The sequence below is a fragment of the Luteibacter sp. dw_328 genome (genome assembly GCF_018449605.1).
Classification (GTDB): domain Bacteria; phylum Pseudomonadota; class Gammaproteobacteria; order Xanthomonadales; family Rhodanobacteraceae; genus Luteibacter.
In genome coordinates this window covers 896,779-913,203 of the sequence record NZ_JAAVUW010000001.1, presented here as the reverse complement: position 1 = coordinate 913,203, position 16,425 = coordinate 896,779, and the positions used below count along the sequence as shown (strand labels likewise).

Annotated in this window: 8 protein-coding genes; 5 read left to right on the top strand and 3 right to left on the bottom strand. The window is 65.0% G+C overall.

Translation table 11 applies throughout. The annotated features are described in order from the left end of the window. The first annotated feature begins 7 nt into the window (after positions 1-7). From alkB to HB634_RS03825, 4 genes are all read left to right on the top strand, one after another. Positions 8-661, top strand: coding sequence for a DNA oxidative demethylase AlkB (gene alkB / locus HB634_RS03840; RefSeq protein WP_063571931.1), 654 nt, complete (start codon positions 8-10; stop codon positions 659-661). 202 nt (positions 662-863) lie between these two features. Next, the gene (locus HB634_RS03835) at positions 864-9,281 is read left to right on the top strand and encodes a glucoamylase family protein (RefSeq protein ID WP_345777455.1); all 8,418 of its coding nucleotides are present in this window, start codon (positions 864-866) and stop codon (positions 9,279-9,281) included. A 74-nt stretch (positions 9,282-9,355) separates the two neighbouring features. Then, entirely contained in the window at positions 9,356-9,592 is a 237-nt protein-coding gene (locus HB634_RS03830) for a hypothetical protein (protein ID WP_063570947.1), read from the top strand. A 23-nt stretch (positions 9,593-9,615) separates the two neighbouring features. Then, positions 9,616-9,789: a hypothetical protein gene (locus HB634_RS03825; RefSeq protein ID WP_157503875.1), complete on the top strand. Its 174-nt coding sequence runs from the start codon at positions 9,616-9,618 to the stop codon at positions 9,787-9,789. 80 nt (positions 9,790-9,869) lie between these two features. Here the strand turns inward: HB634_RS03825 and HB634_RS03820 are convergent, their stop codons facing one another. The 3 genes from HB634_RS03820 to HB634_RS03810 all read right to left on the bottom strand — a co-directional run bounded on the left by HB634_RS03820 (position 9,870) and on the right by HB634_RS03810 (position 15,019). After that, entirely contained in the window at positions 9,870-12,908 is a 3,039-nt protein-coding gene (locus tag HB634_RS03820; RefSeq protein WP_213947609.1) for a TonB-dependent receptor, read from the bottom strand. Between the two features lie 276 nt (positions 12,909-13,184). Further along, a complete protein-coding gene (locus HB634_RS03815) occupies positions 13,185-14,525 on the bottom strand; it encodes a hypothetical protein (RefSeq protein ID WP_213947608.1) in 1,341 nt (446 codons plus the stop codon). Between the two features lie 77 nt (positions 14,526-14,602). Next, positions 14,603-15,019: a hypothetical protein gene (locus HB634_RS03810; RefSeq protein WP_213947607.1), complete on the bottom strand. Its 417-nt coding sequence runs from the start codon at positions 15,017-15,019 to the stop codon at positions 14,603-14,605. 185 nt (positions 15,020-15,204) lie between these two features. Between HB634_RS03810 and HB634_RS03805 the strand changes: the two genes are divergently transcribed. Next, the gene (locus tag HB634_RS03805; RefSeq protein ID WP_063570944.1) at positions 15,205-16,410 is read left to right on the top strand and encodes an efflux RND transporter periplasmic adaptor subunit; all 1,206 of its coding nucleotides are present in this window, start codon (positions 15,205-15,207) and stop codon (positions 16,408-16,410) included. Positions 16,411-16,425: the final 15 nt, after the last annotated feature.

Genomic DNA, 16,425 nt, shown 5'->3' with positions numbered 1-16,425 from the left:
TAGGGACATGACTGCGGATCTTTTCGCCGATTTTCCCGCCACCGAGCGACGCAACGAGCCTCTGGGCCCGGGCGCCGTGGTGCTGCGCGCGTTCGCACGGGACGACGGTGCGCGCCTGGTCGAGCTCATCGGCGCCATCGCTACCGTCTCGCCGTTCCGGCACCTGGTGACCCCTGGTGGCCACACCATGAGCGTGGCAATGACCAATTGCGGCAAGGTGGGCTGGGTGAGCGATCGCCGCGGCTACCGCTATGACGCGATCGACCCGGCGACAGGCCAGCCGTGGCCGGTCATGCCGGCGCAGTTCATGCGGCTGGCGGCGGAAGCGGCGGCGGAGGCTGGCTTCGAAGGCTTCGTGCCGGACGCCTGCCTGGTGAACCGCTATGTCACCGGCTCGCGCCTCACCATGCATCAGGATCGTAACGAGCGGCGCGATTCCGAGCCCATCGTGTCCGTGTCCTTGGGCGTGCCTGCCATGTTCCAGTTCGGTGGACAGGGTAAAGGCGTCAAACCGCTGAATATCCCACTGGTTCACGGCGACGTGGTCGTCTGGGGTGGTCCGTCGCGCATGAATTACCACGGCGTGCTGCCGTTGAAAGCCTCGGAACACCCGCTGACGGGCATGGACCGCCTCAACCTGACCTTCCGCACGGCGCGCTAGGGCGGCCGGGAGAGCGTAGACTGGCTCGGCGGCCTTTCGGGGCCACGCCGCGCTGATCCATGAAACGAATCCCACCACCCCCAAGGGGCAGGATATAGAGCTGTTCAGGCGCGCAAGTCCTCATGACGCTCCAAGTCCGGAGCGTGAGCCCGCACTGCGGGCGGAACTTTTCAACGCCGACCAGATGGAAGCCCACGGGCTGGTGCTCGCCAGACGCCATGAAGTGGCGACGCGGCGCTCCGCGGAATGGTTGTTACCCCGGCTGGCCGATAACGAACGGGTCATCCTGGAGGTCTGCAAAGCGCTGATGGCGGCGGCACGGCGCGGTTCGGGCACCACGCCAGCGGGGGAATGGTTGCTCGACAACCTTTACCTGATTGAAGAACACATCCGCATCGCCAACAAGGATTTCCCCAAGGGCTACAGCCGTGAACTGGTGCAGCTGGAGGAGGGGCCGTCGCGCGGATTGCCGCGTGTCTACGACATCGCGCTGGAGGTCATCTCGCATGGCGACGGCCGTATCGATGCGGCAGGCCTCGCGCGTTTCCTGCAGACCTACCAGTCGGTGGTGCCGCTCAAACTGGGCGAACTGTGGGCGATTCCGATTATGCTGCGACTGGCGCTGATCGAGAACCTCCGGCGTATTGCCGCACGCGTGATGCTCGACAAGGCCAGGCGCCGACGCGCGACGCGCTGGGCCGATGCCATGACCCGCATGGCCGCGGAGGACCCGAAGAACGTGGTGCTGGTCGTCGCCGATATGGCGCGCTCCTCACCGGTGATGAGTGCGCCTTTCGTCGCGGAGCTCGTTCGCCGTCTGCAAGGGCAGGGGCCGGCGCTCGCGATGCCGCTGGGCTGGATCGAACAGCGCCTGGCCGAGTCCGGCCGCAGCATCGACTACCTCGTGCAGATGGAGTCGCAGCAGCAGGCCGCGCACCAGGTGTCGGTCGGCAATAGCATCGGCAGCCTTCGTGCGCTGGTGACCGTCGACTGGCGCGACTTCGTCGAACACGCCAGCCTGGTCGAGGCCTGCCTGCGCGAGGACCCGGCGGGCATTTACGCGGCCATGGATTTCGCCAGTCGTGACCGTTACCGGCACGCTGTGGAACGCCTGGCGCGAGCGGGTCGTATCGGCGAAGTGGCCACGGCCCGCGCCGCTCTCGCAGCGAGCTGCCCCGATCCGGGCGAGCCCCGGGATGGCGCGGTGACCCATGTGGGTTATCACCTGGTCGGTGCGGGGCTGCCCGCCCTCGAGCGTCGCCTGCGCACGCGGCAATCGTTCGCGTCGCGGTGCCGGCGCGTGTTCGACCGGGCACCTTTCGCTTTTTCGCTAACGGCCTTTCTCCTTTTACTGGCAGGCCTCACCACCGGCCTTGTCGAAAGTGCAGCCTTGCCGCCGGGGTCGGGTTGGATCGCGGCCGCGCTGGCCTTCGGTGCCCTCATCGTCGCCAGTCAGCTCACCCTGAGCCTGCTCAATCTGGCTGCGATCCTGGTTACCACGCCCGACCACCTGCCGCGCATGGATTACGCCAAGGGCATTCCCCCGCAGGCGCGTAGCATGGTGGCCGTGCCGACCCTGCTCGGCAGTCCCGACGATGTCGACGATGTGGCCGAAGCGCTCGAAGTGCGTTTCCTCGCCAATCGCGACGAGGTGCTGCATTTCGCCTTGCTGACCGATTTCATGGATGCGGACGCGGCATCGATGCCGGGTGACGCTGCCATCCTCGAGCGCGCCAGGGCGCGCGTCGATGCGCTCAATACCAGGTATCCCTCGCCGGCCGTCGACCGCTTCTATCTCTTCCACCGACCACGCGAGTGGAGCGAAACGGAACAACGCTGGATCGGAGCCGATCGCAAGCGCGGCAAGCTCGCGGCCATGAACGGCTTGCTCCGTGGCGAGGGCGCGGATCGCTTTCTGTTGATCGTCGGGCGGATCGAAAGCCTGCCACCGGTGCGCTACGTCATCACCCTGGATACCGATACGCAGCTGCCACGCGATACGGCGCACCTGTTGATCGCTGCGATGGATCATCCGCTGAACCGCCCGGTGTTCGACGAAGCACGGGGCGTGGTGGTGGCCGGTTACGGCATCATGCAGCCGCGCGTGGGCATCGGCCTGCCGGCGCAGGCACGGTCGTCCTATGCGCGCCTGTACGGCGCTGATGCAGGTATCGACCCGTACACCCGTGCCGTCTCGGACGTGTACCAGGACCTCTTTCACGAAGGTTCGTTCATCGGCAAGGGCATCTACGACGTGGATGCCTTTGAACACGCACTGGCCGGACGCCTCCGCGACGAGCGCGTACTCAGCCACGACCTGATCGAGGGCTGCTTTGCGCGTACGGCCCTGCTCAGCGACGTGCTGGTCTTCGAGGAGAATCCCGAACGCTATGTCGACGACAGCATTCGTCGTCATCGCTGGATGCGCGGCGACTGGCAGTTGTTGCCGTGGCTCATGCCCACGGTACCCACCCGTGACGGATGGCGGCGCAACGATCTCAGTCATCTGTCGCGTTGGAAAATCTTCGATAACCTGCGCCGAAGCGCGGGCGCCCCGGCGGCACTGGCCCTGCTCGTGGCGGGCTGGTTGTGGATCGCGCCGGTACTGAGCTGGACGCTCGGCGTCTTGTCGATGGCCTTCGTGCCGGTACTCCTGCAGGCCTTGATGGAAGCGGCGCGCAAGCCCCGCGACATCGCCTGGCGACAGCACGCCCGCGCCTCGCTGGTCGCGACGGGCCAGCACGGCCTGCGCCTGGTGTTCTCGATGGCGTGGTTGCCTCACGAGGCGTGGGTAAGCATCGACGCCATCGTCCGCTCGCTGTGGCGCATCGTGATCAGTCACCGTCACCTGCTGCAATGGCGTTCGTCGAGCGAGGTGGAACGCAGCGGAAGAGGCGCGCATAAAATCCCGTGGCGCGCCATGTGGGCTGGCCCCGCCGTCGCGGTCGTGCTTTCCGTCCTGCTCGTCGTCGATCGACCCATGGTCCTCACCATTGCCGCACCGGTGCTCCTGCTCTGGTTCTTCTCGCCCGTGTTCGCCTGGTGGGTGAGTCGTCCCGACGTAAGCCATGTCTACGTGCCCAGCGCATCGGACCGGACGTTCCTTCGCCTGCTGGCTCGCCGCACCTGGGCGTTTTTCGAGGCCCACGTCGGACACGACGATCACTGGCTGGCGCCGGACAACGTGCAGATGACACCCGACATCCGGGTGGCCCGACGCACGTCGCCAACCAACATGGGCCTGGGGCTGCTCGCGAGCCTCGCCGCCTTCGACTTCGGTTTCCTCGGCCTGGGTGGTGTCATCAGCCGCACGGCGGCCACGCTCGCCACCATGCATTCGCTCGAGCGTTACCGGGGTCACTTCTACAACTGGTATGACACGGAAACACTCACGCCCCTGCGTCCTCTGTACGTGTCCAGCGTGGACAGCGGCAACCTTGCAGGTCACCTGCTGACTCTCCAGCGGGGCCTGCTTGCGTTATCGAACGAACCGGTGTTTCGTGCCGTGTCGATCGAAGGCCTGCGCGACACGCTCGGCGTCCTCGTTCAACATGTGGACGATACCGAACGGCCGGACCTGCTCGCGTGGTCGGACGAACTGCTCACCGCTGTGGCCTCGCCGCCCCGCTCGATGGATGCAGTGTCTGCGTTCGCTTGCACCCAGGCCGACCGCTTGCGCATGATGATGCCTGCACTGGCGCGCGAGCCTTCGGACGAGGCGGCCTTCTGGCTTTCGCGACTGAAGGCGCAATGCGACGACCTGACGGCCGAGGCGGAACAGTGGCACGGTGGGGAAGGGCATGTCGTCGGCATCCCGACCTTGCTGGAGCGGGCGAGCGAAGCCACGGCAGACGCGGCGCAGCGTGCCGCCGCGATCGCGCGCATCGAGGCGCTAAGCAATATCGCCGCGCTGGCGGGCGAACTGGCCATCATGGACCACGCCTTCCTGTACGACGACAACCGGCACCTGATGTCGATCGGCTATGACATCGATCGGCGCGTGCTCGATCAGTCGTTCTACGACCTCCTGGCCTCCGAGGCACGGTTGACTACCTTTGTCGCCATCGCCCAGGGCCAGATTCCCCAGGAGAGCTGGTTCTCACTCGGGCGCCTGCTGACAACGACGGGTGGCTCGCCGGTGCTGCTTTCGTGGACCGGGTCGATGTTCGAATACCTGATGCCGATGCTGGTGATGCCGACGTATGAAGGCAGCCTGCTCGACCAGACCTGTCGTGCGGCCGTCGCCAGGCAGATCGAATATGGCAAGCAGCGCAGCCTGCCCTGGGGCGTGTCCGAATCCGGTTACAACGCCGTGGACGCGCATCTGACCTACCAGTACCGTGCCTTCGGCGTGCCCGGCCTGGGTCTCAAACGTGGCCTGGGTGACGACCTCGTCGTCGCACCGTACGCCAGCGTGCTTGCGCTGATGGTCGCGCCTGCGGCAGCCACCAGCAACCTGCGACGTCTCACCGATGCGGGTGTGGCCGGTCGTTTCGGTCTGTACGAAGCGGTCGATTACACGCCGTCGCGCCTGCCTCCGGGGCAGGAGGCCGTCGTCGTGCGATCGTTCATGGCCCACCATCAGGGCATGTCGCTCCTGTCGATCAATCACCTGCTGCTCGGCCAGCCCATGGTGCGGCGTTTCGAATCGGACCCGCATGTCATGGCGACCACGTTGCTCCTTCAGGAGCGTGTGCCTCGCAGCGCCACGGAGTACCTGCACACCGCCGGGCTGGGCGACGATGCCAAGGCACCGTCCCTGCCCGAGGCACGCCTGCGCCTGTTCACCGATCCCGACCGTCCGCGTCCCGCCGTGCAGCTGCTTTCCAATGGGCGGTATCACGTCATGGTCAGCAGTGCCGGTGGTGGTTACAGCCGCCGCGACGCCATGGCGGTCACGCGTTGGCGCGAAGACATCACGCGCGATAACCACGGCATGTTCTGCTACGTCCGCGATCCGGACTCGGGTGATGTCTGGACCACGTCCTACCAACCCGTCGCGCGGCGCACGGACCTGTTCGAGGCGATCTTCTCGGAGTCCCGGGCCGAGTTCCGCGTGCGGCAGCGCGGTTTCGAGACGCATACGGAGATCGTGGTCTCGCCCGAAGACGATATCGAACTGCGCCGCACGCGCGTCACCAATCGCGGACGCACGCGGCGCACCATCGAGCTGACCAGTTATGCCGAGGTGGTCCTCACCGATCCCAACGGCGACATGGCGCATCCGGCCTTCAGCAAGCTGTTCGTCACCACGGAAATCGTGGCGTCCATGCAAGCGCTGCTTTGCGCGCGCCGGCCGCGTTCCGCGGACGAGCAGCCGCCGTGGATGTGTCATCTGGTCGCCGTGCACGACGTGGACGTGGATGCGATTTCCTATGAGACCGATCGCGCACGGTTCATCGGGCGTGGTCGCAGCACGGCACAGCCCGCGGCGCTCGACGCCGGGATGGAACGCCTGACCGACACGGCAGGTGCGGTGCTCGACCCCATCGTGGCGATTCGCGTCCGGATCACGCTCGATCCCGAGCAGACGGCGACGCTCGACTTCGTGACCGGTGTGGCGGATACGCGCGACAGTTGCCTGCGCCTTATCGAAAAGTACCGGGATCGCCATCTGTCCGACCGCGTATTCGACCTGGCATGGACGCACAGCCAGGTTTCCCTGCGCCAGGCCAACAATACGCTGGCCGACGCGCAGCTCTACGAACACATGGCGACCTCGGTGGTCTATCCGAACCTCGCCCTGCGTGCGGAGCCGGCCCTCATCGCCGCGAACGCACGCGGTCAATCGGGGCTCTGGGGGCAGGCGGTATCGGGCGACCTCCCGATCGTGCTGCTACGAATCGGTGATATCGCAAGGCTCGATGTGGCACGCGACCTCGTGCGCGCGGCCGCTTACTGGCGGCTGCGCGGTCTGGCCGTCGACCTCGTCATCTGGAACGAAGACAGCACTGGCTATCGGCAGACACTGCACGACGCACTGACCGGACTGCTTGCCTCGGGGACGGAATCGAACCTGCTCGACCGGCCCGGTGGCGTCTTCATTCGTGCCGCGCAGCCGCTTTCGTACGAGGACCGCCTGGTGATGGAAGCCAGCGCGCGCATCGTGGTCGTCGACAGCCTCGGTTCGCTCGCCGAGCAGATGGAGCGGCATCGTCTCGAGTCGCGTCCCGCCGCTGCGGAACCACCGTCATGGCCCCGTCTTCCACGTCCGGAACTTGCCGCCGCCAAGCCGCCCACGGGCGCGTTCTCCGCCGACGGCAGCGAGTACGTCATCGAGCTCGAGGAAGGCGCCGAAACACCGGCCCCCTGGTGCAACGTGCTTGCCAATCCGTCGTTCGGCACCGTGGTATCCGAAAGTGGCGGCGCCTACACCTGGGCCGAGAACGCGCACGGCTGCCGGATCACGCCGTGGCATAACGACCCTGTCGAGGATGCCAGCGGCGAAGCCGTGTACCTGCGTGACGAGGCGACGGGCCGTTTCTGGTCGCCGACACCGTTGCCCGTGCGCGGCAAGGGAAGCTATACGACGCGCCACGGCTTCGGGTACAGCCACTTCGAGCATGACGAGGAGACGCTTCATTCGCGCCTGGAAACCTTCGTCGCGCTGGATGCGCCGGTGAAGTTCCAGGTGGTCACGGTAACCAATCGCGGTTCCGACGCGCGCCGCTTGTCGGTTACTGCATACGTCGAATGGCTGCTCGGCGATGTCCGCGAAAAGAGTTCGATGCACGTAGTGACCGATGTCGACCCGATCACGGGCGCGCTGTTTGCGCGCAACGCCTACAACAGCGATTTTCCCGGTCGCGTCGCCTTCTTCGACATGGGCGATCGCGAACGCTCCGTGGGCGGTGACCGGACCGAGTTCCTGGGCCGTAACGGACGGATGGATTCACCGCTGGGGATGCGCCGCCAGGCCTGGAACAACCGCATCGGTGCCGGGCTGGATCCCTGCGGCGTCCTCCGTGTCGCTTTCCTTCTCGAGCCGGGTGAATCGAGGGAGGTGGTCATCCGGCTGGGCATGGGCGGCAATGAAGCCGAGGCGCGCGGCCTCGTGCAGCGCTTCCGCCAGGACGGCACCGCCGGAAGGGTACTCAGTGCCGTGCGTGCCCACTGGCGTGGGGTGCTCGGTGTGGTTCAGGCCAGGACGCCGGAGCCTGCTATGGACACGATGGCGAACGGCTGGCTGCTCTACCAGACGATCGCCAGCCGCCTGTTCGCACGTAGTGGCTATTACCAGTCGGGCGGAGCCATCGGCTTCCGCGACCAGTTACAGGATTCCATGGCAACGCAGCACGCGGCGCCCGCCATGGCACGCGCCCAGTTGCTGCTCTGCGCAGCGCATCAGTTCGTCGAAGGCGATGTGCTGCACTGGTGGCATCCGCCCATCGAGCGCGGCGTTCGCACGGCGTGTTCCGACGACTACCTCTGGCTGCCACTGGCCACCAGCCGCTACGTGCACGCCAGCAGGGACGCGGCGGTGCTCGACGAGTCGGTCGAATATCTCGAAGGCCGGCCGCTGCGGCCCGGTGAGGAGTCCTATTACGACCTGCCGCGCCCCTCGGGCATTCGGGCCAGTCTCTACGAACACTGCGTGCGCGCCATCGAGCACTCCATGCCGCGTGGGCGCAACGGCCTGCCGCTGATGGGTAGCGGGGACTGGAACGACGGCATGAACAAGGTGGGCGAGGGCGGCAAGGGCGAGAGCGTGTGGTTGGGCTTCTTCCTGGTTCACGTGCTGCGCGAGTTCTCGGTGACGGCACGCTCACGCGGCGACGCAATTTTCGCGGACCGCTGTACGGCGGAAGTCACCAAGTTGTCGGCTGCCCTGGAAGCGCATGCCTGGGACGGCGAGTGGTACCGCCGAGCCTGGTTCGACGACGGTACGCCGCTGGGCTCGGCCAGCAACGACGAATGCCGCATCGATGCGATCGCGCAGAGTTGGTCGGTGCTCTCGGACGTTGCCACGGACGAACGCCGCACGCAGGCCATGGCGTCGCTGAGCAGTCATCTCGTGCAGGACGATGTCGGGCTGATTCGCCTGCTCGACCCCCCCTTCGATCACTCGGCGATGGATCCCGGTTACATCAAGGGCTACGTGCCGGGCGTACGCGAGAACGGTGGGCAATACACGCATGCGGCGGTCTGGGCGGCGATGGCCTTCGCGCACATGGGCAACCACGACCGCGCGTGGGAACTGGCGAGGATGATCAACCCGGCCAGCCATACGAAAGATGCCGACGCGATCCAGCGCTACAAGATCGAGCCTTACGTACTCGCGGCGGACGTTTATTCCGTGGCGCCACACGTAGGTCGGGGCGGCTGGAGCTGGTACACGGGGTCCGCAGGCTGGATGTACCGCCTGCTGGTCGAGTCGCTGCTGGGGCTGAGCCTGGAGGAGGGCCGGCTGCGTGTCCGTCCCTGTGTCCCGACGTCGTGGGCGGGCTACAGCCTGCGCTACGTGTTCGGCGGCTCGACCTACGCGATCGATCTCCGGCCAGCACGGGACGGCGAATCGTCGGGCATTCTTCTGGACGGTGCTTCCATCGAGGGCGACAGTCTTCCGTTGGAGGACGATCAGCGTGAGCACAAGGTGCACGTGGTGTACCCGCGAGGCTAACGGCAGGGTAACGACGCAGGGCGCAGCCTCGCGCTTGGGGGCGCCGTTGTTGGCGTCGAGCGGAGTATGGCGCCATGGCTACGATTTCAAAGGATCGACCGTCCTACCTCGAAGCAAGGCGCTCGATCCTCGAGGCTTACGATGTCGCCGCGGCTACCCACCCGGCGGCCTGTGCGATACGCGAGATCAACGAGAAGGGCGAGTGCCTGCCCCTCACGGCAAAACAGCTGAGGGGACGCAAGTCCGTCGCCGCGCCCGACTCGGTGATCAGTGAACCGGAAAACTTCCCGCCGCGAACGTCGCGGCATTGATGAACCGCCTTTTGGGGTCAACGATGAGCAACCCGTTCCAGAGCATCAACCAACGAATCATCGACGACCTCCGCAAGAGCCGCAGCGAGACGCCGACGGAAAAGCTGCCCAAAGCCGCCCCGGCCAAACGCGACGCCGATGACGAAGCTGCGGAAGAAGCCTATTCCAACGAAGGCGGCCCCGACGACGATTCCTGATCATGTGTGGGTGCCGCTTCAGCGGCGATAGCCAGGTCGCCGCAAGGCCATCGCCGCTGAAGCGGCTCCCACAGAAGTCCTCAAAAGTCGTAGTTGGCGCTCAGGCGCAGGTAGCGCGGCAACTGTCGTGATGTCGGTGTCCCGTAGAGTGGGTTGGCCAGGTTCGGACTGGACTCCGCATTCGGGTAGATGCCGACCACACGCTGCTCGTTCAGCACGTTGAACACGTTCACGTTGAACGCCAGCCGGGCGTCGGCGAAGGCCGGCCGATAGGTCGCACCGACATCGAGCTGACGCACCCAGGGAAGGCGTCCGTGGCTTCCCGGTGGCGAGGGCAGGCCGTTGCAGAAGTGGTAACTGTTGCCGTAGCCGGCCGGGTCTTCGCGATCCGGGCCGAAGTAACCCAGGCACGGCTTGGGTGCACCGGAGATCACACTGAGATTGCCGCTGACCAGCCACTCGGGGGTGATCTGGTAGTAGCCGAAAACCTTCAGCTGATGCTTGTGGTCGTTGTTCTGCGGGCCATTGGTGTTGACCATGATGTACGAGTTGTCCCAGTCCTGGGTGGTCGACACCGCTGTCTGACCGGTACCGCGCGACTCGCGATAGAGGTCCGAGCGAAGCTGTCCTTCCGTGTTGCCGTAGCTGCGCGAGAAGGTGTATGTCGCTCGCGCGTACCAGGTCCCATCGAACGGGTGCTCCAGGAACGATTCAAGCGCGTAGTAGCGGCGCTTGAGTCGGTCGAAGCCGAACTCCTGGTTCGTGAGCGGCACACTGACGTGATTCCCTGCCGTGTCGACCAGATTGAAGGTGTTCGCCTTGCCCGGATTGAACAGCCAGCAGCTCACGGGGTTGCTTGTCGTGGTGACGTCGTACCCGAGCGACTGCGCCTTGGCCAGCACGAGGTCGATGTCGCAGTAGTCGTCGATCGCGTTGCGCAGGATACGTTGCGTCGCCTTTGCGCCGTAAACCCACTTGCTGCCCAGGGTCTTGGTGAAGCCGAGGATGAATTCGTCCTGGTATTCGGACTTGAGGCCCTTGGTGGTCACGGTGGAGGGATCGGGCAGCTGGCCGAAGGTGTTGTTCGCCGCGACCGGCGGTGAAATCGTGGTCAGTCCGGTCGGCGTGCCATCGCCGGCGATGCCGCCGTAGGTGAAGTATTGCGAGGTGGTGAGTGCGCCGCCGGCTGCGTTGAGCGCGGGGTTCAGGGGCAGGCCAAGGTAATAACGGCCCGCGTTGGCGTAGACCTTGAAGGTCGCATCGCCGTTTACGTCCCAGCTCGCGCCCAGGCGTGGCGCCCACTGCGGCTTGTGCTGGGTGACGAAGGGCTCGCTGTCGCTGTTGAAATTCTCGAACTGGTCGTTGCGCACGCCGACCGAGAGGAGCCAGCGATCGTTGATCTGCCAGCGATCTTCGATGTACTGCGCGCGCTGCGTGGAGCGCACGGTGGCAAGGCTGCTGTTGATGTTTTGGATGACGTAGTAGCCCTGTGCACCATTGGGAAAGCCGCCCGTGGCCGGCACGCCAAGACCCGTGGAGATCGGTGTATTCGGATCGCCCTGGCCGTAGGTCCACGAATACCCGCCCGGCCCCGAGGTGATCGTGCCCTGGTCCAGTGCCTTGGCGGTCTGGTTGTCGATGCCTGCGGTGATGGTGTGGTCGCCGATCTTGTAGGTCAGGTCGATGCGCGTGTTGGTCGTACGGTTGCCGCGTCCGGCGGGACTCAGGCTGGCCACGGTCTGGTTGTTACCGCGTGGTGCACCGTTGTTCAGCGCAGGATTCTGGTTGGTGAGTCCATCCACATAGGTCAGATCAGGGGCGTAGCCGGCGGGTGCGTCGTAGTCGTCGCTTTTCAGCTTGCCGTACTGTGCCGTGAGCGTGAGGTCGTCGGTGAGATAGCCGGTGTATTTGGCCGTCCACAAGTCGCCGCCCGTCTTGATGTTATCGTCGCCGCCGATCCGGTCCTGGCGCGTACGTGTCTGGTAGTCGTACCCGTAGACCGTACCGGAGGTCTCGTATTTGTCCGAGGCACCGGTCACTTCGACGATGTTGCTGTCGGTGATGTTCCAGTCGAGTTTTCCGTACCAGCGCGGTTCGTTGTAACGGTAGTCGACATAAGGCTTCGTACTGCTGAAGCCGCTCACCGGGTTGACGGTGGTGCCCTGCTGCCGTTCGTACTCACCGGCGATGAAGATGAACAGCTTGTCCTTGATCAGCGGACCTCCCGCGTATGCACTGACCGTGGTGCTGGTGGCGGAATCCTTGCTATCGGGCGAGTACAGCTGGCCGGCTTTGGGCGATGCCGGAAGCCCGTTCTCGAAGTAGCGGTTGCGCTGGCTGGAACGCGCGAAATTCGGTTCCCACAGCACTTGTGTGCCGAAATGCCATTCGTTGGTGCCCCGCTTGCCCACCACGTTGATCACGCCGCCATCGGATCGGCCGTACTGCGCGCTGTATCCGCCGGTATAGACCTCCTGCTGGTCGATCGCGCCGTAGGGCAGGGACAGTCCGCCGAAGCCTCGCAGGGGGTCCGTCGTGGAGAAGCCGTTGACGTAATAGGCGTTCTCGCTTGCGGCAGAGCCACCAAAACTCACCAGTGAGTTACCCGTCGGGCCCTTGAAGCTACCGCCGTTGTTGACCACGCCCGGGGCAAGCAGGGCGATGGCTTCGGAATTGCGGCCCAGCGGCAGGCGTGCCAGCTGTTCGGAGGTCACCACGGTACGTGAATCCACCGTCGACACATCGATGCTCGGCAACGCCGCCGCGGACACCGTGATGCCCTCCAGCGACTGCGCCTGCGCAGCGGCGAATGACACCTCGGTACCGGCGCCTACCTTGAGCGTGATGTTCTGCCGCGTGTCGACCACCTTGCCATCGACTTTCAGGGCCACGGTATATGTGCCCAGGGGCAACTGCCCGGCCGAGTAGCGGCCACGCTCGTCGAGCGGGACATCGCGGCTCAGACCGGTATCACTTGTAACCGTTACCGACGCACCGGCTGTGGCGGGTGCCTGCCCGAAAAGGCTGCCCGTGGTGGACTGCGCCATGGCGCCGGAACTGATCGCCACCGCGAGGGCTGCGGCGAGTGCACGCGGGATGCTGGGGGTCTTGCTGGACATGAACGACGCTCTCCTCGAACCGAATTGGGGGCGTAAGCGCGCACGGTCTCTGCTGCCGCAGGGCCGGGCATGATGGGTAATCGAAGGCAAATCCCCTTGAAGGCGCGACCTGGACGCCGGCGTCGTGCCGGGTCGTAGGTGCCGGTAGCCGGGCTAGCGCCGGCTACATCCGTGATGTGACAAAACGTGCTGCGTCGCAGCACGTGAGCCAGTTATATCGAAACTTATTTCGAATGTATAGCCCTCTAGACATCCCTATCGGGAGGCGAGGTCGGACTAGCCGAGGGCGACCGGGTCGGTCTGCAGCCCCAGGCTGTCGTGGATCCCCGCGAGTGTCCGGGCGCGCTCGTCGCGTTCGGTCTTCGTCCGGGGCGGGTGCCTTTCCATCTGCGTGAGCACGGGAAGCAGGTCGCTCTGCTGTGATTTTTTCAGCGGCACCGTCAGGTCTTCGACCTTCTTGCCCATGATGTATTTCGACTGCTCGGTGCTCTGGCTTGCGGTACGACTCGAAAGCGCCTGCACGAAGAGGCCTTTCCGGTAGCCGATGGACACGTTGCTCTGCGCGGAGTCGTCGATCTGCGTGTAGTAGTAGTTCTGCGACTTCGGATCTTCAGTCAGGTTGAGCCGTGCATCGGCTGAAAGGGCCGAATGGAAACTCGCGCGCAACTGCGACGACGACGTCTGTGAGATATCGCGTTCGGACGCGCTGCGGCCGGACACCTGGGTGCTTTGCAATACCTGGAAGGAGAATGCGTCGTGCTCATCGGCGCGATACGGGTTGGCGGCGCGCGCCGTCTGTGTGAACGAGGCGCTGAAGTCCGCGAGCCCGCTCATCAGGGCATGGTCGGTATCGGTGAGCCACGAGGTGGAACGTGTGGTGGCTGCCGCGTCGACGCCGGCTGGCGCATTGATCTGCGTGAACGCGTCCTTGAAGAGGGCCACCAGGGCGGGATCTGCATGGCCGCGTGCCGCGGCCTGGTCGACCTGCTTTAGGTAATTGGCCATCGCTGTCGCCTGCTGGGCCTTGCTGCCGGTGATGGCAGGTGAGCTCAGGTCCACGCTGACACCGATCTGGCCGGCCGAGCCGTCGATCTTCACGGCGCGCGATGTGGCGTCGGCGCTGAAATCGATCGTCTGTATGGGCTGATCGCTGCCGGCGGCATGGGCGCTAACGTGGATCGACGAGAGAACGGTCGTATCGAGTTGAGCGAGGCTGCCGAGATCCAAGTGAGGCGGCGCGGAGGCCATGCCGTCGAGCGCGCCCTTGAAGGCGACGGAGAGTTTCGCGATCGCCGCATTTTCGGCGTCGCTCAGTGGTGCGTCGCCTTCGGCGTTTACCTTGAAGCTACTGTCGTCCTGCAGGGTGAGCGTGAGTGCGCGGCCGCTGGCCGTCTTGATGGCGACGGATGCATCCTGCCAGACGGGGACGGACTTGACCGGTGGGATGGAGTAGACGGCGGGTGCCGGTGCGCTGGTGGCACCGCTGAGCGTGACGACCGCCGAAGGGCCCGGCGCGGCGGGCGATACAGTGGACGTGGCAGCCGCTGCGCCTGCGGTCGCTGTCGCCAGCAGGGTGCGCGACGCCGGTAACGAGACCGGCGTCGGCACCCTGTTCAATGAAGTTATTGTCATCCTTGAGCCTGTTTTACCTATTGACCTCCTCGGTTAGCGGCGTCTTTCGCAGGAACTTGAGGTCAGCGGCGATCGTCGCCGCGCCCAGGATTCCCGCCCCGGCCATCGTGCTCTTCACCACCGCGAAAACCGGGGATGTTGTCGTATCGCGTGCCCGGTGCCGGGCGCTCATGCAATTGCGGCAAGGGACGGGCGTAGCCACGACGCGGATCGAAACGGGGATCCACGTGACCACGGAAATTCCGCGGCCCGTGGAACCATGGGCCCGCGCCGATGAAGAGGCCGCCTGCGAACCATTCGGCGCCGTAGTAGCCATAAGGTGCGCACGGGTAGGGCGCGTACTCGTAGTAGCCATAGGGACAGGCAGGCTCAGGGCCGACTTCCACGGTGGTATCGACATAAACCTGTGCGGAAACGGGGGCAGCGGCGGCACCGGCGGTGACCAGTGCAGCCAGGGCGATCGAGCGGAGGGCGTTCATCACAGCACCTTTGGGAAGTGGGGTTAATGATGAGAACGCTTCGGCTTCGCAGGGGTTTACGTCGTGAAATCCTGCGAATCCAGATGAATGAGCGTAGGTTAAACACGGCCGATCCCGATTAAACGCATTCGGCACTCGTGCGTTCCTGTTAGCTAGCCCGACCGGATAAGCCAGGAGATCGATCCATGAGTGATGCGACACAAGCCCAGCGCCCACCTCACAAGGGGCGGCGTCTGCTGATCGTCTCGCTCGTCGTTGTCGTCGTCATTGCCCTCGTGCTCTTCCACGTCATCAGTGGTTCGGGAAAGAAAAAGCCGATGACGCCGCCCCAGCTGGTCAGTGCCGCGAAGGCCACGCTCGGTGACATGCCGGAGCTGCTCAACGAACTCGGCACCGTGACCCCGGTGGCTACCGTCAATGTATTGCCCCAACTCAGCGGATACCTCACCGAGGTCGGCTACAAGGAAGGGCAGGACGTGGAGAAGGGCCAGTTCCTTGCGCAGATCGATCCTCGCCAGTACGAGATCGACAAGCGCCAGGCGGAAGCCCAGATGGCGAAGGACAAGGCCACGCTCGCCCAGGCTCGCTCCGATCTCGCACGCTTCACCACGTTGAACGAGCAAAAGTCGATCGCCGAGCAGACGTTCGCGGATCAGAAGTTCGCCGTGCAGCAGGACGAAGCGGCGGTGAAGGCCGATGAAGCCAATATCGCGCAGTTCGACCTGGATCTTGCCTACTGCCACATTACCGCGCCCGTCAGCGGACGCGTTGGCCTGCGTCTGGTCGATCCGGGTAACTACGTCACCCAGTCCACATCGCCCGGCATCGTCACCATCACCACCATGAAGCCGACCACGGTGCAGTTCACCGTGCCGCAGAACTCCCTGGGCAATGTCCTGAAGCGCTTCGGCACGGCGGATACGACGCTCACCGTCGCTGCCTTCAGCAGTGACAACAGCCGCCAGATCGCGACGGGCAAGCTCTATGCGCTGGGCAACCAGATGGCAACGGCTACCGGCACGGTCACCTTGCGCGCCACCTTCGATAACGATGACGAGGCGCTCTATCCGAACGAATTCGTCAACGTACGCCTGCTGGTGGATACGCTGAAGCAGGCCGTACTTGTGCCGACTCCAGCCGTGCAGAGTGGCGCCCCCGGCGATTTCGTCTACCTGGTCAATGCCGATCAGACCGTGTCGGTACACAAGGTGACGCTCGGTCCCAGCGACGGCAAGAACACGGTGATCGCTTCGGGCCTCACCGCCGGACAGACCGTCGTGACGGACGGGATGGACCGCCTTACCGACGGCGCCAAGGTGAAGCTGGCCGGTGCGAAGCCCGCCGCCGGGTCGTCGACGGGCGCCGCGCCGACGCGACGTCACGCGTCGTAAAGGCGGGCACGCGAT

Excerpts from the sequence above, each read along its gene's own strand:
- alkB (WP_063571931.1), top strand. The coding sequence starts at position 8 with ATGACTGCGGATCTTTTCGCCGATTTTCCCGCCACCGAGCGACGCAAC.
- HB634_RS03830 (WP_063570947.1), top strand. The coding sequence starts at position 9,356 with ATGGCTACGATTTCAAAGGATCGACCGTCCTACCTCGAAGCAAGGCGC.
- HB634_RS03825 (WP_157503875.1), top strand. The coding sequence starts at position 9,616 with ATGAGCAACCCGTTCCAGAGCATCAACCAACGAATCATCGACGACCTC.
- HB634_RS03820 (WP_213947609.1), bottom strand. The coding sequence starts at position 12,908 with ATGTCCAGCAAGACCCCCAGCATCCCGCGTGCACTCGCCGCAGCCCTC.
- HB634_RS03810 (WP_213947607.1), bottom strand. The coding sequence starts at position 15,019 with ATGAACGCCCTCCGCTCGATCGCCCTGGCTGCACTGGTCACCGCCGGT.
- HB634_RS03805 (WP_063570944.1), top strand. The coding sequence starts at position 15,205 with ATGAGTGATGCGACACAAGCCCAGCGCCCACCTCACAAGGGGCGGCGT.